At 46.3% G+C, this 26,821-nt stretch carries 20 protein-coding genes and 1 CRISPR repeat array; of the genes, 2 read left to right on the top strand and 18 right to left on the bottom strand.

Annotation, left to right across the window (positions count from 1 at the left end):
- The first annotated feature begins 86 nt into the window (after nt 1-86).
- Both ACXAH6_RS14070 and ACXAH6_RS14065 read left to right on the top strand, forming a co-directional pair.
- Nucleotides 87-1,139 carry an efflux RND transporter periplasmic adaptor subunit gene (locus tag ACXAH6_RS14070; RefSeq protein ID WP_474877805.1) on the top strand — a complete coding sequence of 351 codons (1,053 nt, stop codon included), beginning with the start codon at nt 87-89 and terminating at the stop codon, nt 1,137-1,139.
- Nucleotides 1,136-4,240, top strand: a complete 3,105-nt coding sequence (locus ACXAH6_RS14065; RefSeq protein WP_474877804.1) for an efflux RND transporter permease subunit — start codon at nt 1,136-1,138, stop codon at nt 4,238-4,240. Before ACXAH6_RS14070 ends, ACXAH6_RS14065 begins: the two co-directional genes overlap by 4 nt.
- 34 nt (nt 4,241-4,274) lie before the next feature.
- On the opposite strand, the gene ACXAH6_RS14060 is transcribed toward ACXAH6_RS14065, so the two are convergent.
- The 18 genes from ACXAH6_RS14060 to ACXAH6_RS13975 all read right to left on the bottom strand — a co-directional run bounded on the left by ACXAH6_RS14060 (nt 4,275) and on the right by ACXAH6_RS13975 (nt 26,469).
- A complete protein-coding gene (locus ACXAH6_RS14060) occupies nt 4,275-4,748 on the bottom strand; it encodes a magnesium-dependent phosphatase-1 (protein ID WP_474877802.1) in 474 nt (157 codons plus the stop codon).
- A gap of 168 nt (nt 4,749-4,916) precedes the next feature.
- Nucleotides 4,917-6,105: direct repeats of the CRISPR family, unit length 29 nt; unit sequence CGGTTCATCCCCGTGGGCACGGGGAACAC.
- An 83-nt stretch (nt 6,106-6,188) separates the two neighbouring features.
- Complete coding sequence (gene cas2e / locus ACXAH6_RS14055; RefSeq protein WP_474877800.1) at nt 6,189-6,482, bottom strand: type I-E CRISPR-associated endoribonuclease Cas2e; 294 nt, start codon at nt 6,480-6,482, stop codon at nt 6,189-6,191.
- Between the two features lie 3 nt (nt 6,483-6,485).
- Entirely contained in the window at nt 6,486-7,406 is a 921-nt protein-coding gene (gene cas1e, locus ACXAH6_RS14050; RefSeq protein ID WP_474877798.1) for a type I-E CRISPR-associated endonuclease Cas1e, read from the bottom strand.
- Between the two features lie 2 nt (nt 7,407-7,408).
- Nucleotides 7,409-8,230, bottom strand: coding sequence for a KilA-N domain-containing protein (locus tag ACXAH6_RS14045; RefSeq protein WP_474877796.1), 822 nt, complete (start codon nt 8,228-8,230; stop codon nt 7,409-7,411).
- 20 nt (nt 8,231-8,250) lie between these two features.
- The gene (cas6e, locus tag ACXAH6_RS14040; protein ID WP_474877794.1) at nt 8,251-8,919 is read right to left on the bottom strand and encodes a type I-E CRISPR-associated protein Cas6/Cse3/CasE; all 669 of its coding nucleotides are present in this window, start codon (nt 8,917-8,919) and stop codon (nt 8,251-8,253) included.
- Nucleotides 8,919-9,650, bottom strand: coding sequence for a type I-E CRISPR-associated protein Cas5/CasD (gene cas5e, locus ACXAH6_RS14035; protein ID WP_474877793.1), 732 nt, complete (start codon nt 9,648-9,650; stop codon nt 8,919-8,921). Before cas5e ends, cas6e begins: the two co-directional genes overlap by 1 nt.
- Before the next feature lie 13 nt (nt 9,651-9,663).
- The gene (cas7e, locus tag ACXAH6_RS14030; RefSeq protein ID WP_474877791.1) at nt 9,664-10,701 is read right to left on the bottom strand and encodes a type I-E CRISPR-associated protein Cas7/Cse4/CasC; all 1,038 of its coding nucleotides are present in this window, start codon (nt 10,699-10,701) and stop codon (nt 9,664-9,666) included.
- 44 nt (nt 10,702-10,745) lie between these two features.
- On the bottom strand, nt 10,746-11,315 hold the full coding sequence (gene casB, locus ACXAH6_RS14025) for a type I-E CRISPR-associated protein Cse2/CasB (protein WP_474877789.1): 570 nt from the start codon (nt 11,313-11,315) through the stop codon (nt 10,746-10,748).
- On the bottom strand, nt 11,315-12,922 hold the full coding sequence (gene casA / locus ACXAH6_RS14020; RefSeq protein ID WP_474877788.1) for a type I-E CRISPR-associated protein Cse1/CasA: 1,608 nt from the start codon (nt 12,920-12,922) through the stop codon (nt 11,315-11,317). Before casA ends, casB begins: the two co-directional genes overlap by 1 nt.
- Nucleotides 12,919-15,666 (bottom strand): CRISPR-associated helicase Cas3', encoded by a 2,748-nt coding sequence (cas3, locus tag ACXAH6_RS14015; protein ID WP_474877787.1) that lies wholly within the window; start codon nt 15,664-15,666, stop codon nt 12,919-12,921. Before cas3 ends, casA begins: the two co-directional genes overlap by 4 nt.
- 123 nt (nt 15,667-15,789) lie before the next feature.
- A complete protein-coding gene (locus ACXAH6_RS14010; protein ID WP_474877785.1) occupies nt 15,790-16,623 on the bottom strand; it encodes a BrxR family helix-turn-helix transcriptional regulator in 834 nt (277 codons plus the stop codon).
- A 75-nt stretch (nt 16,624-16,698) separates the two neighbouring features.
- Nucleotides 16,699-17,832, bottom strand: a complete 1,134-nt coding sequence (locus tag ACXAH6_RS14005) for an alpha/beta hydrolase (RefSeq protein WP_474877783.1) — start codon at nt 17,830-17,832, stop codon at nt 16,699-16,701.
- Between the two features lie 60 nt (nt 17,833-17,892).
- Nucleotides 17,893-18,306, bottom strand: coding sequence for a tellurite resistance TerB family protein (locus ACXAH6_RS14000; protein ID WP_474877781.1), 414 nt, complete (start codon nt 18,304-18,306; stop codon nt 17,893-17,895).
- Between the two features lie 286 nt (nt 18,307-18,592).
- Nucleotides 18,593-19,813 carry a phosphoenolpyruvate carboxylase gene (locus ACXAH6_RS13995; RefSeq protein ID WP_474877779.1) on the bottom strand — a complete coding sequence of 407 codons (1,221 nt, stop codon included), beginning with the start codon at nt 19,811-19,813 and terminating at the stop codon, nt 18,593-18,595.
- Nucleotides 19,810-20,445 (bottom strand): condensin complex protein MksE, encoded by a 636-nt coding sequence (locus ACXAH6_RS13990; protein WP_474877777.1) that lies wholly within the window; start codon nt 20,443-20,445, stop codon nt 19,810-19,812. The genes ACXAH6_RS13995 and ACXAH6_RS13990 overlap by 4 nt, the downstream gene beginning before the upstream one ends.
- Nucleotides 20,442-24,125 carry an ATP-binding protein gene (locus ACXAH6_RS13985; protein WP_474877775.1) on the bottom strand — a complete coding sequence of 1,228 codons (3,684 nt, stop codon included), beginning with the start codon at nt 24,123-24,125 and terminating at the stop codon, nt 20,442-20,444. The genes ACXAH6_RS13990 and ACXAH6_RS13985 overlap by 4 nt, the downstream gene beginning before the upstream one ends.
- A gap of 222 nt (nt 24,126-24,347) precedes the next feature.
- Entirely contained in the window at nt 24,348-25,229 is an 882-nt protein-coding gene (locus ACXAH6_RS13980; protein ID WP_474877774.1) for a WYL domain-containing transcriptional regulator, read from the bottom strand.
- A gap of 133 nt (nt 25,230-25,362) precedes the next feature.
- The gene (locus ACXAH6_RS13975) at nt 25,363-26,469 is read right to left on the bottom strand and encodes an ABC transporter substrate-binding protein (protein WP_474877773.1); all 1,107 of its coding nucleotides are present in this window, start codon (nt 26,467-26,469) and stop codon (nt 25,363-25,365) included.
- Between the last annotated feature and the right edge of the window lie 352 nt (nt 26,470-26,821).

Raw genomic sequence — 26,821 nt, 5'->3', positions numbered from 1 at the left:
TATAACATTAAATTTACACAGGGAAAGTATGAGCCAAAAACACGCATTTTCGTGTAAGGCGAGTACTATTTAATCACGATACCATAATGAAAACCATTACTAATTATAAATTTCTATTAACTATCGCACTCTCATGCTCGTTATGTTTAGCATTGCCTGCGCAAGCACAAAGCTGGGAAGGGCAACAAGAAAAGCTGGTGGTACTCGAACCAATCAAATTTGTGCGTGCGCAAACCAATATTGAAGCGGTCGGCACTGCAGAAGCATTCAAATCTATTGTGCTTTATCCGGCTGTTGCCGATGAAGTGACCGAAGTGAATTTCGTGCCGGGGCAAAAAGTTACCAAAGGCGACGTGTTAGTAAAGCTCGATAACCGCCGCCAGATAGTGGCCGTTACCCGTGCTAAACTACAACTTGAAGACGCCGAACGCACACTAAAACGCTTACAGGAAAGTCGCTCTCGCGGCGCAATTGCAGAAAGTGAACTCGACGTGGCGCGTGTGGCCCGCGACTTAGCAAAAGTTACCCTCGACGAGGCCAATGCCGACCTCGAAGACCGTTCTATCATCGCCCCATTTGACGGGGTAGTTGGCCTCACCGATGTCGAGGTGGGCGACCGCATAACGGCAACTACCGCGATCACAACATTAGATGACCGTACTAAGTTATATGTTAACTTTCGCGCGCCCGAATCCTCTGTTGACGTATTGCTCGAAAAACCCAAAGTTGTGCTTCAACCCTGGACACAACGCAATGAGCGCCTCAATGCCGAAATAGCTCAACTCGATTCCCGTATCAGTGCTGATGACCGCACGCTAGGCGCTCGTGCCGTGCTAGATAACAGTAGAGACAAATTTCGCCCCGGTATGAGCTTTCGCGTTAACTTGTCTATCGATGGTGAAAAATACGCCGCCATTCCAGAAGCAGCCTTGCTGTGGGGTGCAACCGGTGCTTATATTTGGACTGCTGAAAGCGGCAAAGCTGTACGTAAAGATGTTAAGGTGCACCAACGACTTCGCGGCACCATCCTCGTTGACGGCGACCTCGGCGAAGATGACTTTCTGATTGCAGAAGGGATACAGCGTTTGCGTGAAGGTCAACAAGTCACAACTCAACTCGCTCGGAGTACCAGCGAATGAGTCAAGTGCCTCAACAACTGAACGACCTTCCCTCTCTGTCAATACGACGACCAGTACTGATTATTGTACTTAATTTGCTTATTGCCATTGCTGGTTATGCAGCCCTAAACGGGTTGGAAGTACGCGAGTTACCCGACGTTGACACACCAACTGTAACCGTAACGGCGAATTACCCCGGCGCTTCACCAGAAACCGTAGACTCGGAAGTCACCAGTCGACTAGAAGGTGCAGTGGCTCGAGTGAGTGGTGTTAAGAATATTTACGCCCAAAGCGAAGAAAACTCTGCCCGTGTGCGAGTAGAATTTCGGCCGGGTATCAACCTAGAAGACGCGGCAAACGAAACCCGAGAATCGGTGAGCCGTGTACAACGCCAATTGCCCGATGAAGTCGAGCAATTGTCTATCATCAAAGCTGACAACGACGCACAAGCAGTGGTGAGCTTAGCCGTATCGAGCGATACACTAGATTTAGAAACCTTAACCGAACGCGTAGACACCGACCTAGCGCCGCTGTTTTTGAGTATTCCCGGCGTTGCTGATGTTAGCTTGAACGGTGATCGTGAGCGCGTATTACGGGTTTCTGTAGACCCTCTGCGATTAACCAGTTTTGGTTTATCAATGACAGAAGTGGGCGACGCGTTAAGCCAAGCGCCCTTTGATGTGCCTGCGGGCAGTATTCAATCTGAAGACCAAATGTTGATCGTGCGTGCTGATGCAACCTCAATCACCGCGCAAGATGTTGAAGATATTGTGATATCAGGCGACACCCGTGTGGGTGATGTAGCCAGCGTATACTTCGGCCCTGCCGACGCAAGTTCAATGGTACGTTTAGACGGCACACCCGTTATTGGCTTAGGCATTATTCGTCAGGCAAGCTCAAATACCATCGAAATATCAGACGAAGTACTGGCGTTGGTGAATAACCTTGGCGATCGCTTTGCCGATATGCATATTGTAGTAACATCCGACGACGCTGAGTTTATTCGTGACTCGGTGCAGGAAGTTGTGGTGTCGCTCGGGTTAACCGTAGTGTTAGTGGTTCTTACTTTGTTGGTATTTATTGGTAGTTGGCGCGCCACCCTAGTACCAGCCCTATCGATTCCCGTTTCCTTGATAGGCGCCCTTGCGATCATGTGGTGTTTAGGGTTCTCAATTAACATTCTTACCCTACTGGCTTTGGTACTTGCCACAGGTATGATCGTAGATGATGCCATTGTTGTATCAGAGAACATTCAGCGCCGCCGAGGTATGGGCTTAGGTGCTCGTGCTGCTGCGGTATTAGGTACAAGAGAAGTATTCTTTGCAGTTGTAGCCACCACGGCCGTGCTGGCATCAGTGTTTATCCCTATTGCATTCTTGCCATCAACAGCAGGCCGATTATTCCGCGAATTCGGTGGTGTACTGGCAGGCTCGGTGATCATTTCTTCGTTTGTCGCCCTGTCGTTGGTGCCCGCGTTAACCGCCCGTTTACCAGTGAAAAAAGACACTGGAAAACCCTCTTTATTTAGCCGCACCTTCGGCAAATTAGGCATGATATGTTTGGGCCTATATCAACGTTCATTAGTCTGGTCGCTTAAATACACTTGGTTGATCATTGCATTGAGTTTGGCTGCTGCTGCGGGAGCCTACTACACCATGCAAAATATCGACAATGAATTATTACCAAGCGAAGACCGAGGCCGTATTCGTATTTTTGCTAGAGGACCCGATGGCTCAGGGTTGAATTTTATGGACCGTCAGGCGCATAAAATGGAAGAAGTACTGATGCCTTACGTGGAAGAAGGCACGGTAGAGTCGATTTACACCGTTGTGGGGCAATGGGACCCAAACATCGTGTTTATCACCGCTCCACTGAAGCATTGGGACGAGCGCGACAGTTCTTTGCAAGATATCGTTAATGAAATTCGCCCAGCGTTGCAAAGTATCCCCGGCGCCCCCGGTAACGCCTTTGGTGGCAACAGCTTGAACTTGCGCGGTCAAGGCGGCGGGTTAGAGCTAGCGTTAACGGGCGATACTTACGACCGCATCTATGACGCAGCCGTTGACTTTGCAGCAGCTATAGAGGAACGATTACCTCAACTTGGCTCGCCACGCATTGGATACGAGCCAACACAGCCACAACTACGTGTGAACATCGACCGCCGTAGAGCAGAAGAGCTGGGAGTGCCACTGAGTGACATTTCAAGCACACTCACCGCAGCGATCAGTGGTGATGACATTACCGATTTAAATGTCGGTGATCAGGCTATTCCCATCATTCTGCAAAACAACCAACGCAATGAAGTGAACCCTTCTGATCTCACCAACCTTTACGTGAAATCTGACAATGGTTCGTTAGTGCCTTTATCCAGCCTAGCGTATATTACAGAAGAAGGCGTTGCCGCTGAACTTGAACGACAAGCACAGCGTCGTGCCATTAAAGTTGAAATGGAGCTACCTGAAGACATGGCGATCAATGAAGTGGTGTCTCAGTTGCGTACATTATCTGACGACGTACTGCCCGATGGCATTGGCTTGCTCTTCTTAGGTGAAGCCCAAACCTTTGAAGAAACCGAAAAACAAGTCGCCATGACATACGTACTCGCCTTTATTATTGTGTTGCTAGTATTAGCAGCTCAATTTGAAAGCGTAAACAGTGCTGTGGTGGTAATGCTTACCGTTCCGTTCGGTATTGCGGCAGCCATCTATGCCCTATTCTTCACCGGTACCTCTATCAACGTATACTCGCAAATTGGATTGGTGATGCTCATCGGCTTGTTGGCTAAAAACGCTATCTTGTTGATAGAGTTTGCTGACCAACTGCGCGACCAAGGTCACAGCGTTTACGACGCGATCGTTGAGGCCGGCAAAGTGCGTTTACGCCCCATTATGATGACACTCGTGTCGACAATATTGGGGGGATTACCACTAATCCTATCAACCGGAGCCGGTGCAGAAGCGCGTAATGCTATAGGCTGGGTGGTATTTGGTGGGTTAGGTATTGCAGTGGTGTTTACACTCTACCTTACGCCAGTGCTTTACTTACTCATTGCACGATTTACCAAACCTAGAGCGGATGAAACCCGCCGTTTGGAAGAAGAGTTAGAGGCTGCAGAAGCTTAAAACAACAACGGGGTATCAAAGATACCCCGTTTTTTTATCTTCTACTTAGCCCTTTTTCAAACAGTGGCCATGTTAACCCATCAGGCACATAGATAGCCTTCACACCAAGCTTCCCCACTTCGTCGATATTTCGCATTTCGTCATCAAAGAACACCATATCTTCGTAAGCGATACCTAGCTGTTGGTGTAACTTGTTAAAATGCGCCACTTTACTACTGGGGTAAATTTCTTCTTGAACAAACACCCCTTCTATCCCGAGTAATTGAATCAGTTGTCTTGCCCAATCAGGTGCACTGGTGCGTGAGGCCAATGCCATTGGCAAGCCTGTATCTCGGCATGTTTGAATAATTCCTAAGACATCAGGATACAGATAAATATGGCGGCCTTCTGCATCAAAAACGCCTTTGTGCGTTTTATTAAACGGCGGTGTAGTGTGGTCGCACCACAGCCCACCCGCATCCCACAGGGTAAAATCTAAATCAAATACCACTAGTTTAATTTTGCTCATTTGGTCGCTCTTGCCCCATGACTTCTCGGTTAAAGCCTGTTTTCAAATAATACAAAGCTTTGAATGATATAAGTAGGCGTTAAAGCATAATTCTAAACAAATAAAATGAAACTTTCCCCGAGGTTAAGGGGAACACTATTCCGCACTGTGCGAGCCTGAGTTATCACTCGGTTTATCCCCTTGGGCACGGGGAACACAATTTATCTGCGTCATCACGCGCCGAATAGTACGGTTCATCCCCGTGGGCACGGGGAACACCGGAATAACCGGCGCTGTGTGTTGTGAGATCACGGTTCATCCCCGTGGGCACGGGGAACACAAAGCCTGAAGAACAAAGTAAAATGGCAATATCGGTTCATCCCCGTGGGCACGGGGAACACGTTTAATAGGCCCTAAAAAGTGATTTAACGTGGCGGTTCATCCCCGTGGGCACGAGGAACACCTGTCCATATCATCCGTTCTGGAACTTCCAATCGGTTCATCCCCGTGGGCACGGGGAACACACGTGTAAAAATCTCACCATGCATGGAGGCGTCGGTTCATCCCCGTGGGCACGGGGAACACAGTGTTGCGAAAGGTAAACTCGATGGTGTCGCCGGTTCATCCCCGTGGGCACGGGGAACACTAGCTCTTCTGCACGTGCTTCATCTTTGATTTCGGTTCATCCCCGTGGGCACGGGGAACACCTGTATTGCTGCAATATTCAGTGGAACTCTGTCGGTTCATCCCCGTGGGCACGGGGAACACTGTTGAGCGCGTTTTCAACGATTGCTTGTCGTCGGTTCATCCCCGTGGGCACGGGGAACACCATAGCGCTTCCAAGGTTTAACAAATTCCACACGGTTCATCCCCGTGGGCACGGGGAACACAATCACCAGCGAGCGTCTATCGTCGCATCATTCGGTTCATCCCCGTGGGCACGGGGAACACTGGTTAACGCCGCGATGACGAATTTTGCATTGCGGTTCATCCCCGTGGGCACGGGGAACACTAAGAATTATTCATGAAAATGTTATTTATGACCGGTTCATCCCCGTGGGCACGGGGAACACCACAAAGCTAACGTCATCACGTTTTAAACCAACGGTTCATCCCCGTGGGCACGGGGAACACAAAGGTCTTTAATGTTTCAGGTGACCTCTTCGCGGTTCATCCCCGTGGGCACGGGGAACACTGTACCTTGTGAAACCGCCACCATCGGGTAACCGGTTCATCCCCGTGGGCACGGGGAACACATATTTGAAGCCTCAACGGGTTCAAATATTGGCGGTTCATCCCCGTGGGCACGGGGAACACGCTTCTTCTTCGGTATACAGCGATTCCTGAAGCGGTTCATCCCCGTGGGCACGGGGAACACTCCAATTATAGATAATTGATCTATAAAGGAAATAACCCAATTGAAAAATCTACCAGATTTTTAAAGATCTAACTAAGTAAAAATCACTCTTGTTCAAGAGGTAAAAATCGCACGAGTCTTAACCCATCAACGTCAATAGGTTCTCGCCTGTTTGTACCATAGGTTTGAAATTCAAAGCCAGATTCGTTGTTGGTTGACCACGCCATAACCACATTGCCGTCATCAGCGAGTTCGGTAACCTGAAACCAAATCATCTCTCGAATTCGCCTGGAAACATTGCCAACGTAAACACCCGCCCTCACCTCTAAAAGCCACACCGCTAAGCGCCCTCTTAACCTTGGTGGCACCGCTTCTGTAACTACGGTAATCATTGCCATAATTTACCCCGTTCGGTGGCCATCGTTACCAATACTTTTAGGTTCGGGTATTGCTGGAGGCTGACTATCTTCAGGCGCCTCGGGAGGCGCAATCTCTCCAGCACTCAACACTTCTTCTATTAATGGAATAAGACGGTTGAGCAACTTGGTTTCACGGAAAATATTGCGGCAGGCTATGCGAACTTCCGTATCTGGGTTTCGGGGGTGTTTTGAGGCTATCTTGAACGCTTCTGGTACAACAGATTCAAATTTGATGATGTCAGCCATATCATATACGAAGGATAAAGGCTTACCTGAGTGGATAAAACCGATTGCAGGTGCATATCCAGCCGCCAAAATGGCCGCTTCTGTTACACCGTATAAACAGGAGGTTGCTGCACTGATGCATTGATTTATGACATCGCCTTTTTCCCAGTCTTTGGGATCATACCTGCGGCCACGCCATTCCACACCATATTGCTTCGCAAGCAACTCATAGGTTTTGCGCACACGCGCACCTTCGATTCCGCGTAACTGATCAACACTTCGGCGTTCTGGTGCAGGCTCTCCAAAGCGAAGTTCAAACATCTTACGAACCACTTTGAGTCGCAAGTTTTCATCTAGTGCGAGTTTTGCCTGATACAACAACTTGTCTGAACGCGCACCGCCAGGCTGCCCTGCGGCATATAACCTCACTCCAGCTTCCCCAACCCAAATTAACAATGTACCGACCTGAGCTGCCAGTTTTACTGCCGCATGGGAAACTCGTGTACCCGGTTCAAGCATAATACACACAACCGAGCCAACAGGAATATGCATCCGCTCGCCATTTACCTCATCGATGACCACAAACGCACCGTCCTTGACATCGATTCGCCCCATACCCACAAAAATCATAGAATTGCGATCTTTAATTGGGATAGGTTTCAGGGGGATGAATGCCATGTTTACTCCTTTAACAGGGGATTCTTTGATGTATTAGCTGCTATCAACACCTTCATTTGCTTAATAGCTAGCTCATTCAATTTTACAATCCGCTCAGTTTGCGTCATACCTTGCTGTATAAAATGCGCATTCATGGATTCCATATTGGCAAGGCAAACTAATTGATGAATATTGGCGTGATCACGCATGTTGCCACTTAGGTTAGGATTTTCCTCACGCCATTGCTTTGCCGTGACACCAAAAAGCGCCACATTGAGTAAATCAGCTTCGTTGGCGTATACACAGGCTATTTGTTGATTATCGAGCGTTTCCGGAATGAGGTGTTCCTTTACCGCATCGGTATGAATCAGGTAATTCACTTTTGCGAGATTGCGCCGAATATCCCAGCCTAGCAGCTGGAATTCTTGCTCTTTTAAACGCTGGAACTCTTTAATGAGGTAGAGCTTAAACTCCACCGAAATCCAACTGGCAAACTCAAAGGCAATATCTTTTTGTGCATAGGTTCCGCCATAGCGACCGGCTTTAGAGACGAGTCCAATCGCATTGGTTTTCTCTATCCACTGTTTGGGCGTTAGTGTGAAACTATTCAACCCTGCTTCTTTTTTAAAGTCATCGAATTCGATGACTTTAAAAAGAGGGTTGTTGAGTTGCTCCCAAATACCTAAAAACTCGATAGTATTTCTATTCCGCAACCAATTTCCGATTATCACACCGGTTCGGTCTTTATTTTTGAACCGGGCAATATCAGTAATACAAATGTACTCATCACCATTTTTATTCATAGTGGCAATGGTTTGTTCTAGTACTTGAAGTTTGGGTTTCATAAACGTCCCTGTATAGTTTTTTACGCTCGTTTAATCATCATTAATCCGCAGCCCATTCCTTTGGCTCTGCCAAATCCCTTGGCGTATTGATTAATGAATTTTAGTGGGTCTTGAACTGTTAACATGCCCTGATAATCAACGCTTGAAAACTGTATCTGATGACGTTTTTTCTGAACCTTATGCTGGGTATAGCCATCAATGGACGGTTGGAAATCTAGAGTAATCCCCCATTCATCCAATCTTTTCTCGTTGTTCAACCAGCTAATCGCAGCCTGTTCCATATGTATCTTGAGCGATTGTGCATCCGATAGTTCGTCCTTGACGTTATACTTCGCCTGCATCATCACATCATGGCGGCGCTGCTTTCCATCCTCACCTTTTACACAAACTGTAGGGTTAACTCTTAGCTTGAATGATAGCTGCTGTCCCTTGTCTAATTTAGGCTCAAATACTTTTGTCACACACGAAAAGATAGGTGAAATTGCTTGCGGTTCAGTTTTGGATAAAACATAAAACTCCGGCATGCCCGTTGCGCCCATTTCTTCCCTATACAGAAAAGATCTTTCTGTATCACTTGAAAACAACTGCCAAATTAACTGGTGTGATGCGTACACTCCGTTGCGTTGAAGCTTCGCTAACTCGTGGGCAGTTTGCGGGCTCGATATCATTGTGACCTTTGATAAATACATTATTTAGCCTCCCGCAATGTTAATTGATGCATAGTTCGCTGCTTGAACTGCCATCGTCCTCGATGCACAGGCTCATCCCAGGGCTGATAAGACTGAGTGAGCTCATCGTCAAACTCCGTCGCATTGCCCTCCCAGAAATAAGTTACGAAGCCGTTAGCACCAAGCCAATATTTGTCTGATTGTTCTGAAACAACAGGGGGAAAATCGGTATCTAAAGCTCGCTGCAACGTCTCAGTTTCAAACGTTTTAGGTGAAAGAGGTAAACCAAGAGGACAAGATTTACGTCCCAAGTAGAGGGGAAATACCGGTTTTGCCAGTGCGTCTTTTATGGCTGAAAGCGTTACTTGTGTCTCTGCTCTTAACCAAACTGCCACTATCCAAAGCCCATCACAACGGTAATCTCGGCTGGATAACACCGTATTCAGCTTTGCTTCATTTAACTCGCTCTTGCGGGTTAAATGGGTAACCCCTCTTTTCTCTGATGGCACCTGTGCCGTATGATAATCACGCAAAATAGAGCTGGGCACACATTGTTTCACGCCAAACGAAACACTTTGCTGCAGCGCTTCGAGTTTTGCCTCATTATCTCTGGTAATACCCAATGCAGCACCGAGTAAACCTAATAATGCCGAACGTGTGGGGGCGATTGCCGTAGCTCTATCTCCTCCTACTGCTGGTACGCCCCAACTTGCCATTGGTCCATAGAGCCGAAAGACTAGATATTCTTTCATTGTTACGCTCCAATTACTTTGCAACGAATTCTAGTAATTCGTTTAATGTACCTTCGCCCTTCACAGCGTTAATTGTGTAACGCGCATCCGCACACTTGCCGTAAACCGCGTCAAAATTCACGGCCTGTTTTTCTATTGCAGTAATTGCCGCTTCGGCCATATCTTCGTCCTGTATCGGCTTAAGGTATGATACTGACAATGAACGAGGTTGTTGTTCACCTATTTCAGCCATGACATAACTGGCATAAGCGCGTGAAGCAAAACTGTTTTGCTTGCCTTTAGGTGAGACTTTTACTGCCGCTTCAGTCAGTGCTTTTATGGCACTGTCGGCCAAAGCCTCATTACCACCAAGATTCTCGACTAGTTGAGATTTGTTAATGCAGATATAGCTGTAGAACAAAGCAGCAGCAAAGTTAGCTTCACCAATGTGGGCTGAGCCAGTATCTGTTTTACCATCGTTTAAGTCATCCACTGCGGTAAAATAGTCATCTTCCACCAATACCTTGTGAACACTGATTGAGTGGGCAACCTGACAAGCTGCTTCTACATTGAATTCAGGGCTAGATGCCAGCATTCTGCCGAATAGCGCGATATCGACCGAAGTACGATCTGCTTTTAGCAATTTCAATTCATCAACAGTTGGCTCTCGCTGCTCATTGCAAAGTAGATCAGCCAATGCCAATACAGCTTGTTTTTCAGCTGTACTGATATGAGCAAGCTGTTCTATTTCTAATGGTTTGTCTTTTTTGACCTTACCAAAAACCCCAGCAATAGATGAAGCCCATGACGTAGCCTGCTTATCTTTTACACCTCCCGCTACCAAGGTGTTAAATACTTCTTCACCGAGCTTTTTGGTGCGAATGCCAATTTCGCCAGACATGGCCTCTTCAAACAACTCAGACACGCGCCAGTTTCTCTTTAAACTTTGTGAACTCACACGTAAACGATCAAATCCGCCCATTTTTGCTGTTTTAGGGCGTCCTAGGTCATCACGGTTTAAGTTTGACGGTGCATATGAAGTTAGTAAGTGAAGTTGAATAAATTTGCTCATGTGATTAATCCTTTTTCAAAAAATAGTTATTCAGGCTCTTTTGATTAGTTTGCCTGGTAGTAATCCATTGCCCAGCGCACCGCTATGCGTTTGTCAGCTTGTCTGGGGTAATTTGACGTTAGTTCCTGATTCCAGTAACAGATATCTTTGGCTAACTGTGTCACTGATGCCTTGCCTTTCAACTGTTTCAAAATTCGCCTAATTCGGCGTAAAAACTCTTCTGGCGTTTGTGCCTGTTGCAATTGAGCGAAACGCATTTCGCTCACCACTGGCTTATCCCCATCGCCCTTTTTCCCGGCTAATTTAGCGAAGCTTTCGGTATTGTTGTCTGACACAGAAACAAGAGCGCCGGCAACCGCTGCCCAACAAAGCATGTTTTCGCTAACTTGCTTGTCACTTCCTTCAGATATGTCATTACTTAACGATAACCAAAGCGATCTAAATCCCTGTGAGAGCAACACCGCATCAATAGATTCAGCTCTTTTTAATTCGGCTTTCCAAGCGGTTGGTGCAGCCTGGATACCCTCTTTTTTCAACTCACCCGCACTGGCATACATAGATTTCCACCAGCGGAGCGCTGTTGATACACCACGTTGAAGTAGCTCTTTATCCATTAGTTGGTCTCCTTAATCGGCTCAATTTGATGCTCCTTTTCAAAATTTTTAAATGATTTTGAGTACAGCCCTTTTAACAGGCTTTTTCTTGCTGCAATTCGCTTCGCCATGGTGCGTTCAGAACCCAGGTCAGATAGCGCATATTCATCGAATAAGGACAACGCAACATTCCTGAGCGTAGATATCCAATGTTTTGTATCCATTGAACTTAAAAACTGAGACTCACTACTCATCAACTGTTGCACGGCGATAAAGAAATCGGGTTGGGTTTGTTGCCAAAAGGCGGTATCAATAAAGCTAAAATCACCTTTTGCATCACCGGGTTTATCAAACCACGCCGCTTTTATCTGGCTGCGACAATGCCAAAGAGCATCATTCGCTATACTCTGAAGTTCTTTAATTTGGTCAAGAATATGTTGTTGTTTAGCCGATGGAACCTGATAAAGCGGCATGGTTTCTGAGTACCAACCACGGGCTTTCATGTTGTCCATGTCGTAGCCAAATATCCATAATCGGGCTTGAGCTGTTACAGCTTCTAAAATGTCATCGTTCACCAAATTATTAAAAGAACGAACTACACTCGCACACATCTGCTGAGTTTTGCCTCCATCAGGCGAGCCCGTTAGCGTGAGTACGTCCCAGATCTTATAGGTAACTCCCCCTGGCTGGCCTTTGATCGACAAATCTTCCTGGTCCGGCTTTTTTAAGTCGCGTTTGTAGGGCGTAAGAGGATGTGACCACGATCCCGCATAATTGGCACCATAATTCTGAGTCTTATACAGTTTCACCAACTGGCTACAAGACTTGCCGGTAAGACTGCATTCACCAGCCACATCTTCAACTATTAGTCTTATACGTCGAGGCATCGCCCAGAACATATGTAGCGGGTGCACATCTTTTTGATAAGTTTCGCTCCCCTTCTTTGCACTGACTCGAGTTTTACCTAACCATGGGAATAATGTGTCGCTATCAAAATCTGGCTCAGAGTAACTCTCATCTTTTGGAGTTATGTTGAGCCAAAGCTTCTGCCAAAGCGATGCGCGTTCTTGCTGCGGCATCACTAGCGTAGTTAAAGGGCCGCCACCACGAAGCCCCGTACGATGCCCCTGCCCACCACTAGGTGCATTTATCTGTAGAGTAAAAAGCGCCAAAACCGCCATGGGTAAAGACATGGCCTCACCAATCCCCCTTTTAACAAAGTGGTCGGTATTGAGCTTTAAGCCATTTCCACCTGGCGCTTCAATGAGTAAACCCGAAATTGAGGTTGGCTTTGCCTCATCCAAATTGTCAAAGTCTTGCATGAAAAGCGGGCCATCACCTGTGGCATTGAACGCATGTTCGGCTTTTGAAAATACTTTTTGAAGCACTTCTTCTGTTGGTGGTTCAAAATAGCTATCTTCCCATTCGAACTCATCATCAGGCGCGAAACAGGTTTGCAATAACCCAATCGCAAACTGATACGCGGCGCCCTGAAAATCAGCTCTGGGTAATGCAAAGTCGATGACTTCTGGTTTTTCAATGGCGGTTATCGGCAACGTTTGTTCAGTGATACTTCCATCTGGTTGTTGCACCTTAAATACCAGCCAAGGATCTTTAAGTAAGTTCATAATTCTTCCTTGATTATTTTTTGATAAAAACCAGATACCGGAGAGTAACCAAACCGCTCATCCTTCTCCGGTATCCAGCATTGTTTAAATTTAAGTACTGGGTATTTAGCGTTTAGCCTATCCAATAGTTCCTGATATTTTTCCGGCACCGGGCTTAAATGGTCTGTGTACTTATTTTTTGCGAGTTTCAAAGTGCTTAACTGTATTGCATGCTCTTTATGCTCGCACCAAAAAGTTAACTGTTCCTGCTCATCTACCTTTAACAACACCACCTGTACTTCTTCCCGCTCACTGAGCCGGGTATTAATTTCAACCTCATCTTCTTCCCAGCGTCCGCGGCGCGTTATTTGATATCCCGTTTCCCAGTTTAGCTTTCTGGCAAATGCCTGATTCTCTCTCGCTCTTTCATCACCCAGAACCCTTTGTTCCTGTGCTATTAAGCTAGCTGGAATTTGCTCTCGCCCTTCGTCGCTATACACCGCTTCGATTAACTGTCTGGCATCCTGCGGCATACGCATGGAGCCTAATTTCTGTAACTCTCGCATGCCCAACCATAATCGGCCTGCTGAGGGGTATACATAGCCGGTATTTCTGAAATTTTTACTTACCCACTCTTCATTCGGGTTATCATCCCAACGTGGAGAATTTACGATGAGCTCGGGTTGCCCGCGCTGGTCTGATATACCCGGTGTAAACTTACCCTGCTTGTCTCGGGAGTGACGGTGTAATCGCCCTGCTCGCTGAATCAAATCATCAATTGGGCAAATGTCAGAAATCATCAAATCACAGTCTGCGTCTAAACTTTCCTGAAATACCTGAGTCGCTATCAGCACCTTACCGGCTCGAGAACCTGCTTTAGAATGCTTGCCGAATACATTCAGAACTTTTGCTTCAATAAGATTTCTATCATTTAGGGTGAACCGGCTATGAAATAAAATACAATCATCGGGGTTACTCATTTGAGCAGATAATAGTGAGTATGCGGCTAAAGCATCATCAACAGAGTTGCGCACCCATACTACGCAGTCTCCACTTTCTATGGTGTTGATAATGCGCTCAATACAACTCACTTGATCATGGAGAAAGGTCACCGTTACATCTCTACTCACTGCTTCCCGACTTGGCATCGTATGTTCTTGCACTGGATTTTCTGTTCCGGGCGCAACGTGAGTGGCAAGAGGAAAATCAGAGAAACTGGTTTTCTTAGGGAAGATCACATCGTTCCCTGATGCCGCTTGCCATATTTCTACCAGCTTCTTACGCTGTTTAAGGGGTAATGTGGCCGTTAATAAAATAACGCTACCGCCTTGATGTAAATGCAGTTTTAGTAGTCCTTCCAGCAGTTCAAACATGTATTCGTCTGCTGCATGGACCTCATCGAAAATCAGCACCTTATTGTGTAAGCCTAAAAGCCTTAGTGATTGATGTCTTTTGGGTAGCACCGCCAGTAGTGCCTGATCGATAGTGCCGACACCTACCGGCGCAAGCAGCGCTTTTTTTCGAGAGTCGGCTAGCCACCTATGACATTCTGCGAGTGCGGTTTTGTCTTCTGCGTTGTAATCAGAGTTATCTTTGCCTGATGTAATGACCGTTTGCTGAAAGAGCGGGTTCATCTCTCGAGCGCCATGAGCCAACACAATACTGGGCTTTTTTGCCACTGATTCATACATACTCAGGTAATGTTCAGTCACCCGTTTATACATAGCATTGGACGTAGCCATTGTGGGTAACCCAAAATAGAAGCCGCTCGCCACACCTCTTTGCATAAGCCGATGAGTTAATGTGAGCGCTGCTTCTGTCTTACCAGCCCCAGTCACGTCTTCGAGTATGAATAGCTGTGGAGTATCCGTGATCTCTACTTTTTCAGCCCAGCTCTGCAATGGTGTGGGTTTAAAACCAAAACTATTTTCAACTGAAAAGAAAGGCGCAACCTTGAGTGAGCGAATGAGCTGTTTACTCTCAAGTGCCCTTTTGGCTTGCTTTCTAGCCACTTGCCAATAGATGTCTAACGGCATCTCGTCTGAAACATAGGGAAAGTCTGCTTGATCTGAACCAATCCAATCACATAGCACGGCTATACCTGCAATGTGCCAACTGACTTGCTTTAGTTTTGCAAGCCAGTTTGAGTCATTTTGGCACATGACCTCGGAAAACTCTGGTTGAAACAGTGTGATTAGATCTAAAGTAAATGCTTCTGAAGCATTTAGATTTTGGCTCTCCGTAAGTCCTTCAATTCCAGGCTCATCCAGTTCTACTGGCACACCGTGGTGCCCTAACATACAACCCATGATGATATTTAAGGGCTTTGTTAAATACTGTTGCTGTCTTCTATTTAACCCTTTCGCTTCTGTACATCGTTCACAGATTTGTTTGCGCAGTTTTCGCCAAAACCAGGTACCCAACCTGTCATGACGATAATGTGTGCCGTCGTAGCTCTTTCGACTATTGGGTAAAATGAGTTGTGATGAATTATTTGAAAATAACGCCTGAAAAGCAGATGCAAATTTTCCCAGATCATGCATCGCCATGAAAAAACTCATCATGGATGTAAATTGCTCTCGAGGTATGGCCAAATAGTCACTTAATTCATTAGCAAGTTTAGTATCAGTGTCCAGCCACTCATAACATACCGCCGCCACATCCAAACAGTGATAAGGCAGCAGATGATAATCTGCGCCAGGTTGATCACTGTCTTTTTTGGCTTTTCCCCAATATTGAAAATAGGGAGGAAACTCATTTTCCATGCTCTGTCCTGTCTAGTGAATGAATCGACTTTTAATTAATTTTTCACAACAAAATCTTGTTCACAATCCCGTAAATAAAACCAGTAAACTTACTTGACTGGTTTTCAAACTAAGGGCATTAATTTAACTAAATAACCAGGGTTTAAGGTCATCTTCGTTGACCAATACCAACTGCTGTTGCTGAGGTGTTTTAGCCAATGAGTCGGTTCTCACTTGCATTTCTTGGATCAAATACTGCGCGAGTGCGGCTTTGGTCGTTATTTGTAACTCACCATTTTGCATTTGATAATCTTGCTCTATGATAGCGCGCTGCTCTGGAGTGAATCGCGGATCGGGCTGGAAGCGCAACACGACTTCGCTATTCCATGCAGAATCATGTTCACGATGTTTATTGGCGCTATCCATTAGATCAGGCACACCACGAAAACGACTGAGTACGAAATCCCGAAATTCCGCTCGCATTTCACAATAACCTCTGAGATGCCAGCGTAAGCCGGTTTTCACAAAGGTATGCGGTTGAATAATTCGCCCCTCCTCATTCGGGTTGCTCAGTGACACATATTCAATATCAAGACGACATTGCTGTTTAACGGCGCACACAAGCCCCCGCATAATCACTGGCGTAATCGACCGTTTGGGTAATCGTAAAGCCGCGTGTGTTATACCGTGTTCGACGAAACAACTTTGCTCTTGTCCTGTATGTAACCAATCTAGATATTCGGTTACGTCTCCGGAAATGTGGCACAATACGAAACAGTCTTGCGCTATATGAGCCTTTGCTGAAGAGTTATAATGTAAATTTGAAGGGTGCTCTGCATTGTAAGCAGACAAGTACTTTTTGGCTTGAGTGGTACTAATTTGAAAATAATGACTTAGATCTTGGCTATTCACTTGTCCTTGCCAATAAGCTAGCAACTCAACAAACCAAAAGTATTTTAATGTGCTTTTATTGTTCATTACATATTACCTTCCCTTGTAATATTTCTGTTAACGCTACGCCTGTTAGAGCAAAAAGTCTTGTTCTTTTTCCATCTAATCGACCAAAGAAAACACCGCTCTCATCATGCTCTCAAAATGTGGGTTATACGTTAGGCGCGCGTGAATTTTCCCTTCTTCGGTGTGGCCCCAAGGGCCATACCACACCGTTTCGCCAGCTTCGCACTTGGCTTCGTCGTCGCTTGACTGCCCATTGTCACAAATACCAAAAGCAGCGTTAATGCCAAAGTCAGGGTTACTTGGCTTGAACAAGGCACTCATATGTGAAGCCGCTGAAATTCGCTGCTCTGGTAATTTCATTGATTGAGTTTTAACGTGGCTTATTTGGGGTGGTGTTTCACCATACCAAATCAAGCCTTTATGTGGTGAAGTAAACTGGGTATCGAATTGCTCAGCGACATAATCCACATCTACCACACTGTCTTCTTCCGCTACCACCATTAAGGTCGGCACTGCGACAGTGTGATGTTCTAACTTATCTGCCAACGCATATACGCTGTCTTGATAAGCTGCAAAACCCTGCATCGCTACCGAGTTATAACGAGAGGGAATGTATTCGGGTTCTACGTTCGGCCACGGGAAAATGCCCGTCATATAGGGGGCTAAGCGGGTTACGGCGAATCTCGATTTAAACGCCGGTGAAATTAACACTAACCCTGCAATATCATATTCAGTACTGGCGATAGTGACTAAATTAGCGCCGGTGGAAAAGCCGCCTAAATATACCTGTTCTAGTTCCTTTGACATGGCTTCTATATGCGCGTTAGTGACTTGCTGCCACTCACTGTAATCGGCAGTTAACATGGCTCCGGGTTTCACGCCATGTCCGGGCAGTAAAATCCGTCTTACGCGATAACCAGCAGCGCATAACTCGTCGGCCATATCGGTAAAAAAATACGGCGAATCACCAAGGCCATGCACCAGCAAAAATCCCGCGGTTGCATCTTTTGGTCCACACTCTTGCGGGCTATTGATGTCGATTTCGCGTTGTGGCGCTTGTGTAACGGCTACGCGATTTTCAGCAACCCAATTGCGCAACCTTGCTTGATAGTTGCTAAAGGGTACTGGGTCTTCTAGTGGAAATGGAGTGGCAGGTTGAAACTGTGGCGTAGAGTGACTCTGACATCCCAGCAACACTGCGGCGACAATACCTAGGAGTGCGGCTCGCATTAAAAATTCCTTGTTATCACATCATTTAACGCGAGCTTAATGGTTTAAAATAAATAGTGGCTAATGACTCGCTGCTGATACCGTTATATCAGACTGTACATTTTGCGTCAGTGATTTGGCCAAAATTTTATGGGTTAACAGCGAAAGAAGCTCTGTTTCTTCATCGCAACGCTCGCCATCAACGCCAGTAATGTTCATTGCGACTTCTAGTGCTAAGTCGGCATTAACGTTTAAATCTTGTTGCAGTGAGCGTAGAAAGCGTGCGCTTTCTTCTGCGTCGACAACTTGGCGTACTTGATAAATTGCATCATTCAGAAATGCATCGACACTAATCGGGCTCTCCCATTGCAAATTGCCGATAATTTCGTCCAGATAGTCCTGTTCAGTGAGGGTAATTTTGCCGTCAATCTTATAAAATAATACCGCCATTTTGATCAACGACTGATTAAAAGCTTGTTGCTCAGATATTTGCATTGTTTTTCTCCTGAGTGATTTGCGCTCTGTTCAGCAATCCGGCTGCACAGTACATTATCGCAATCGTGTGACTCTGAAATGACACTTCACGCCACACTTGTAAACAACTTGTTAATTATAACCAATCTTTACAACGAGAAAAGACCTTTTGGCTATAAGCGTTATCAAGTACCTTGAGATCGACCATATAGACCACTTTTATTTTAAAAAGTGCGAAGAAATGTCGCAGAAATCGATGTAAATAAGATGGCGTGAATGAGAGTGGGGTTTGGCGTTAGTCTCTCGACTAACGCAAACCTAAGGTAATATCGTTGATATAAAAATTACCGGTAAAAACGGCATCGGCTTGACCATTTGCATCAAGGGCGAAAAACTCTTTGTCTGAGTCGGGCAATGCTTGATACCCGCCAATCACCTGATACAGCCACACCTCTGGGTCAAATTCGAGGGCTTGTTTGTCATAATAACTGAGCGCAGACAACGGCTGCCCCGAATCTATCACGTCGCAAAAATAGTTTTCTACCGCTTGCTGAAGTGGGTCGAATTCCAGCTCTACTGTAGACTGCTGTTCAACTTCAATTTGCTTGTTGGCATCTTTTGACTCCTCCGCCCCTTTGCGACGGTGAAGATGGGTCAACGACGCCACAATCGATTGCAGTTCAGCCTCATGCCCAACGTGATTCACGTCGGCACTGGCAGGTTTAATTAGTCCCGCTGACTGATTAAACAAAATAGGCACATTGGTTAAATTAGGGTAATTACCCGGTGTGAAATCTGGGTGCTGCTCCATGTGCAACAAGTACCCTTTCAATAACCGTGTTCGGCCTTGGAATTCGCGGAATCGACCGAGCAAGTCAAGTAATTTGGCTTGCACCACAGAGAGCTCTTGCACAGCCCGTGCGAAGCTTTGCTGTAGTGATACCACCAGTAAATGGCGAAGCTCACGATTGCTTCCCGCTATTTCACTGAGCTCGTCAAAACGGAAGCACTCAAGCTGATTGAGCAAATCTGACACCTGCCCTTGAGCAAGCTCATTTTCCCTAATTTTGGCATCAACAGAAGACACATAACCGAACTCGTTATTGATGCGGCTAAACATCACGCGCACTGAATTCGCCAATAATTCGGTGAGCTGATACACATGCTCAGTAAGGTCGCTCATATGCGCCTGAGATTCTGTATAACGGTTGTAGTGCAGGGCTTCTTTATAGTGCTCTGCCAAGGTTTTCAAACTGGCCAGCGACGCACCAATATTGGCATTAATCGTGCGGTTGCGTTCGTCTTGTAAACTGCCCTCTAACAGGGTGCGAACGGCGCTTTTCAGGCGCAGCTCGCCTTGCGGATCTGGCCGCCATAACACGCCTAACTGAACAAGCTGCTCCAGCACTTTCGGGCTTTGGGTTTTCTCATCCACACTGCCGTTCACATACGCCTGCATGATGAGTTCGCTATGGCGGCCGAGGGCGTTGAGTAAACGCGTGCCCGCCTGCATTAGCACCTGGCTCATAACAGGCTACCTTGTTGAATAGCTGCGTCGGCTTGTTCGGCTAAAGACAATGACTCTGTCTCATCGATAAATTTGATCACTTCATACAAATGCTCAATTTTACCGGTGGCTAAGTAAATCTGTTTCTCTGGGTTTGGCTTTTTCAAATAGCCCAGTTCAGTTAAACGCTTGAACACTTGTTTAATTTGACCATCGAGGTTCACACTGGTTGAACCAAATAAGCGATAACGCGATATCTTTTCAAGTTGCTCAGCGTAAGCCGGCGTATCTTCAATCACACCTTGTAATTCATTCAAGCGAATGGCATTACCCATACTCACAGGAATATCAGATTCACTGGCTTGTTGCACTAATAGCAGCCATTCAACCAATGGCACTAAGTGTGATGCAGTGTCTTGAAACTGCTGTAGCAGCACTTTGCGCTCGTTTTCTCCTAAGGTGAGATAGGCCGCAAAAAACACATCGCCTTCGGCTGTGGTGGCCAAAGTGCGATTTAACAAGTTGAGATGCGGCTCTAGTTTTTGCGCATTGTCACGGCTCTTGAGGTAGCGCCACGCTTCTTCGTCGCTTACCTGACAGATAAACTGCCCTTCCAACAATTGGCTAAGTACCTGGCCTTGTTCGGTCATCATGCTGAAACCTCCTGCTGACGGCGCGCTTGAAGACGAGCACTCACTGAGCTTGTCTTAGGTTGAACAACTTGTAACTGTCGAGAAACTTTGTCGATTAAATAGCGGTTTTCGAATAATGTGAGTACTTCTGATTCTGGGTTCGGGAATGCCCCAACCACACTGATGTTGTTGTTCTGACAAGCATCGAATATTTTTTTCACGTTCGATTGGTGCAAAGTGCCTAATTCATCAATTGGCCAGTGAATGGTTACCGCATCATCACCGCGCAATAAACGCGTAAAGGCGAGTAAGAACTTACACAAAATCAGATAAGCCATACCATGGCTCGACGATTCATTAAGCTGGCGGTCGGTTCGGATCACCAGGTCACTGTTGCCTTCGCGCAGGTGCAATTCAATATCGAGTAACTTACTCACTCCACCGGTTAACGCCGCACGACCAAGAATGTCGAGCACGCGACGCATGCTCAAACCAAATTCTTCATCGGGCAATTGACTCGCGCCAGCATTGATCCATTGCTCGTAATGTTCGCGGAATTGCTCTAGCTCCGGCCAAAATTCTAGTTCGCTGATACGAGAGCGAATTTTCACTGCTGAATCAGAAACACCATCAAGGAAGAGCTCACTGTCGACTTCTTTGGTAATACGACGACTTTGCGACACAATACGCTTGTCGATATCGGCCAAAACGAAATAGTACTGTGACAAATCAGTACCGAAGATACGGCCTTGTTCACGTAAACCTTGCAGTTTTTGTGGCACGATCACATTAAGTAACTGAGCGAGGTGGTTTACCATACGGCGATGGTCAATACTCTTCACGCCCTGAGCATTCATAACCGCACATTCTTCGCGAGCGCGCTCCCAGGTATCCGACAATCCGGTACCAGCCTGAGCAGCAATAAGTTGGTCGAAACGCTCAACATAGGCTCTTACATCGGTAAGTAGCCCTTCTCGCTCTTGCATTAGCTCTTGTGCTTGCGACAAACGCTGGTTAATGCTGACCTCGTCTTGGCTTGGCACGTCGGTTTGTTCTGAATTAGCCAACGTAAGCTTGTTCAAATTACGAATTAAGCTTTGTACTTGTTCTAACTGTTCGCCAGCCACTTTAACCGTGTGTTCAAGCTGAGTTTGCTTGTCTTTGAGTTGCTCGCGTTTTTCTCGGTAAGCGGTTTGATGCTGAGCGAGTTCACGTTCAGCTTCACCCAATGCCTTACGAGATTTCGACAAGGCGTTTTGCCAGGTTACCTTGTGTCCAACGAACACGGTTTGATACCAACGCTCGTAGTCGGTAACTTTGTGACGCTGAGTTTCTGTTTTGTAGATAGACTCTTTGAGTGACTTTTGACGCTTTTTCAAATCGCCAATTTCATCTATATCCACACCGCGTTGATCTAACTCGCTTTCGAGCCATTTCGCCATCGACTCGCGCTCTTTGTTGGCACTGTCTCGTACTTGGCGCATTTCACTGTCGAGTTGCTCTAATTTCGCCTCGGTGTCTGCAATCAGTTGTTGCCAGTGGAAACTATGCTCCGTTTCGGCTTCGCGCTGCTGATCTTTCATATCATCGCGCTCTAGTTCAAACTGACTCTTGGCCTTTTTCTGTTCTTGTTGATTCGCGTCTAACCGCGTTTTCGCTTTTTGCTTACGGCCAGCCAAAGCTTGTTGATACTCACTGAATAAAGCATCGCGATCGTGCTGCGCGCGTTTACGCGCTGATTCACTGCTGCGAACGGTATTTTCTTTCTGCGTCATAGCAAGTTCAGCGTTGCGCACGCCTTCACTGGCTTTTGTGAGTAATGACTCACATTCATTTTGTTTAGCTAATGCTTCAGTGAGTGCGGTTTGCGCCTGTTCTAAACGTTGCTTTAACGCTTGTTCGTCATCGGCATAATCTGGTGTATCCAGTGAATGTAAATCTAACTCAATGCCAAATAGGCTAGCACTGTCGTCACGTTTTTGCGGGTGTAAGCGGGTACTTTCCAATAACTCTGGGCGAATAATTTTGCCCACTGAGTTTTCCCAATCGGCTAAATTCCCGCGTAAAAACTCGAGCAAAGAGCCTTCGCCTGGGTAAAGTAAGCCGTTAATTTTCTCTACGTTTTGCTCGGCTACGCGATAAGCTTGACGCGCTTTTTCCAATGCAGTGGAGGCTTGTTCACGCGCTTTCACTTCGCGCTGATAATCTTGTTGCGCCTGGCGGTGTTCGTGACGGGCAGCGTCTTCAGCAATACTTGCCTCTTTGGTTGCTGCATCAAGTAAATCTAACTGAGATTGCTCAAATTCGTTGTAACCCGCGTTAGCCAAAGACGCTTTAATTTCCGCTTCGGCAATTTGGTATTTGCTCAGTTGCTGCTGGTGTGCATGCTCTAAATCAAGCAATTGCCCACGAAAATTATCTTTGATCACCTGTAAGGCATCGCGTTCTTTTTGCTGCTGTTCGCTGCGGGTGTCTGCGGCTTCTTGTCTCGCGGCAGACAACTGCTCAAGGTGCAAACTGGTTTTTTCACCTAGCTCAGCAACACGGCGATTATACGCTGATTCTATGTCTTGGTGCTGCTCGGTTAGCAGCGCATAACGGCTTGATACATTGTCTAGTTCGTTCTGCCATTGAGACAAATTCGCCACGTCTTCTTTAAGTTGCTCGATATCTTGCTCTTGCCACTTTTCAAATTCTTGCTCAACCGCATCCAGCTCTTCAGTGTATTTGTCTACGTCTGCACGGGCTGAAGAGATGGTTTGGTTGAGATGGTCGCGACTTTCTTGCCAAGACATGTCATTTTGCTTACGCAAAAATTGGTTTTCTTCCAATTCATTTTTGCTGGTTTCTAAACGCGCCGACAAGTAGGTTTTGTCGTGGGCAAATACCTGCTTCAACCCAGACAATTGCTGCTCTGAGGTTGTCAACGCCATATCCGCTTGTTCCAGACGTGTAAACTCAGGGCGAATCTTGTCAAATGCCTTAATCAAATGGCATTCGCGGATCCAATCATCAACCCGATTGCGGCTGAGATTAGAAGTAGGAGGCGTTACCCCGTCTTCTTCCAAAATAGCAGCGATCATGGCTTTGATGGTTTCCATCTTGCCTTCTTTTGAATGCACCGCTTTGGCTAATTTTTCAATATGGCGGATATGTGTACTTTGCTCACACAAGGTAAATACCTTGGCATAACCCAATAGCTCTCTGGCATTACTGCTTTGGTTAAGTACACCGTGATCATTTTGCAAAATGGCACGAAAATCTTTTGTGGTCAGTAAGCTCGTCACCAACACATTGTTGCGTTTCATTGCTCTGGCCAGTTCAGCGCTGCTGGTGCTGGCATGTTTGCCATCTTGTTGCTTGAACAAATAATCGTCGATATCAAATGGCTTACCAATAAAGCGATAATTTACACCTGTGCCATTAGACGTTAAAACAGCCTGACACAAGTCTCCTTCAGCGCGAGCAAATTCATAAATAATGAAGCTTGATGTGCGAGGCAAATACCACTTTTCAAAACTGTCTCGGGTGGCTGGTACTACTCGGCTTGGGTATTCGCCGTAAAATACGGGCACCAAGCGCTGTAACGTAGTTTTACCCGATGCGTTGGTACCACAAATATTGGTGTGCCCATCAAGTTTAAGCTCAACCACACCGGGTAGATGGGTGTCGATGAGAATGATTCGTTTAAGACCGGCCATAAAATTCCTGTTTGCTTTATTCCCGTTTTATTCTCATTGTTAGCGGGATACTTTTGGGATAACACGGGTTGTTTCTGAGCAAAGTGTACGCCGAGAAACAGCCTGACTGACAGCACCAAACCATCAGCAAAATAGCGCTCCAGTGTATTATGAATTCACTCACTTGCACAGAGTTAAAGCGAGGTAATTCGCGGTGTACACGTTAGTTTGCCGCTTTATTAATCAGCCTTTCACACCCGGCGCTAGTTGTGCGTTTTCTATGTGAGACAACACGCTCAGGTTTTTCAACGCAAGTTGGCATCCCTGACCGCGAATGCGGTAGTTTTCTGAACAATCCACCTGCCAATAACGCAACAAATAGCCTGCTAATGCCGCTTTCATCGTGACCGTTTTTAACCCCTCTTGCATACCGTAATCTAACGCTATTGCTTCTGGCACCGCAATATCAGGGTGCGGCATAAACACTAGATCAACCGTTGTTTGCCAATTTTTATCAGCGGTCGAACACTCAGCCTCGGTAATGTCGCGATGTACCAAGTCAATATGCGTAAAGCGCGTACAAACAAAGTCGCGAAAGCTCTGGGAGTTCACATCAAAAGCGCGTACATGCCAACGATGGCCGTTATTCACCAGCGCATGGGGAATTAACATGCGCTGTGACTTGCCCGAGGACAAGCTGACATATTCCACTTCCACTGGGCAGCGCAAATGAATCGCTCGCATTAAACTGGCAATAATCGAGGCATCTGGGTTAATTAACGCGACGGCCTCTAAACACTGATGGGAAGGCTTCACCCCTGCTGATATACCGTCACCGAAACCACGACTTAAACTGGTGAGTATGGCGCTGGGATCATGGGTAAATAAAGGCGAAAATGTGGCTGTACGCCAATACTGCTTAGTGGCGTGATCGAGCTGCATATTTTGTGGGGCCAGCTCGCGATAAGTCGTAAAATCTCGGGTACTGGCGGCCAAGCCGGTAGCAAAACGCTGAATTAAATCTTGACGACACACGTGGCCAAAATACTGCAAACTAAAATCAATAAATGCCAAGCGCTGACGCTGACCGTGATTGAGCTCGTCTAACCCTGATTGTACTGACATAATAATCCGCTTCATTCTCACAAAGAAGCAATCATATTGATGGCATCATTATGATTATGTCAAGGTTTTTTATCAAAGTGGGCCGGTATGATGGAGCAGTAAATAGACGATGAATACGTCAATAATCGCTCCGCTATTGCTGTTGCACGGGGGCTATATTCTGGCCAGTCATATACACTTTTGCCGCGGTGTTTTTTCCAAATTGGTCAAGCTTCACGACCAGGCCTCCTAAATCAACAGTATTTGAACGATACCCACGATCAATACAGTCTCGGTCTACAATGTCGCATTGCGCTGCGATCAACGTCAGTAGTTTAGCGTTCAAGTACCCCTCAAACTCAACATGATTTACCTTCACCTCCCTCGACTGTTTTGCGCGTTGCCTAAATTCTTCACACACTGGTAAATCACAGTTTTTAGGGTTAGGCACAACTTCTGTTATTAGCACGGTTTCGTCTCCTGAAAGGCGTGCTAGTAGCGCTTCACTTGAGGTAAAGGAAACGCCGGTGAAAACAGGCTTAACCCCTTTTTTATGGGCGAGCGCTATCAAGTTTGAAAGTGGCTGGTACGTCCCCACTAAAAGTAATGCCTCTATTGGTGAGTTTTGTATTTTAGAAAAAGCCTGCTCAACGTCGTTGGTATTGCGACGAAAACGCGCCCTCACCACTGGCGATATACCGTACTCCTGCAATAATCGCACGTAGTGTTTTTCAAGAGCTAACCCAAACTCGTCGGCCTGAACAATTAAACCTATTCGGCTAAAACCTCGTTGTCGCAGTAAATAGTCTAGCTGAGTGGCGGCTTCGAGTTGATAACTCGCTCGCAGAGTGAAAACCCTGTCTTCTTTTTTATTATTCCCGAAATTTGCGCCCGTAAATGGAGTGATAAGGGGAATATTAAATTGCTTAAGCATCGGCAAAATGGCGTGTGTGGTTGGCGTACCCACATAATTAAATAACGCGAGAGGCTCTACATCTGTGAGAAACTGCTTGGTATTAGCCACTGTATAGTCAGGCTCGTAGCCGTCATTGAGTTTAACCATTTCAAAGCGCACGCGTGCATTTTTATTGTGGTTATCAAAATACAGAGCAGCCCCGCGATTTAACGCCGTGCCCAGCTCTGTTGAACCTCCTTCTGTCGCGTTTGATATGCCTAAGGTCACGGTTTGATTAGCTGACGATAACGTACACCACCCCATCAGCAACACCGTGGTCATCAATTTAGATACTGCGTCAATCATGTGTTAAATGGCGTGTTCTATTTTAACGATGAGATTCCACCGAGCGATATAGAAAGTATAGAAGACAACAACTCTGAGGCACAAAAATGTATGGTCCGCCTCGTTATTGCAACAATAAATTTCGATAACGGGGTTGGTTGTGCGCTAATGTATTCGGAGTCTAATTAGGCGCTTTCGCAACCCGCTCCACGATGAGTTCCGCGCTGGATTATCCTCAAAAAGCCCATAGCTTTTATAAGCTGCAGACTGTTGAAAAAGCCCTAGACGAAAGTCTGGGGCTTTGATCTAATAGGCATAGTGAAATTCGGAGTGTTCACCATGCTAACCCCAAAATCCCCACAACAATACGAGT

This window comes from Alteromonas sp. ABE4_545 (assembly GCF_056161325.1).
The sequence above is the reverse complement of the archived record's forward strand: the minus strand, read 5'-3'. Positions and strand labels throughout refer to the sequence as shown.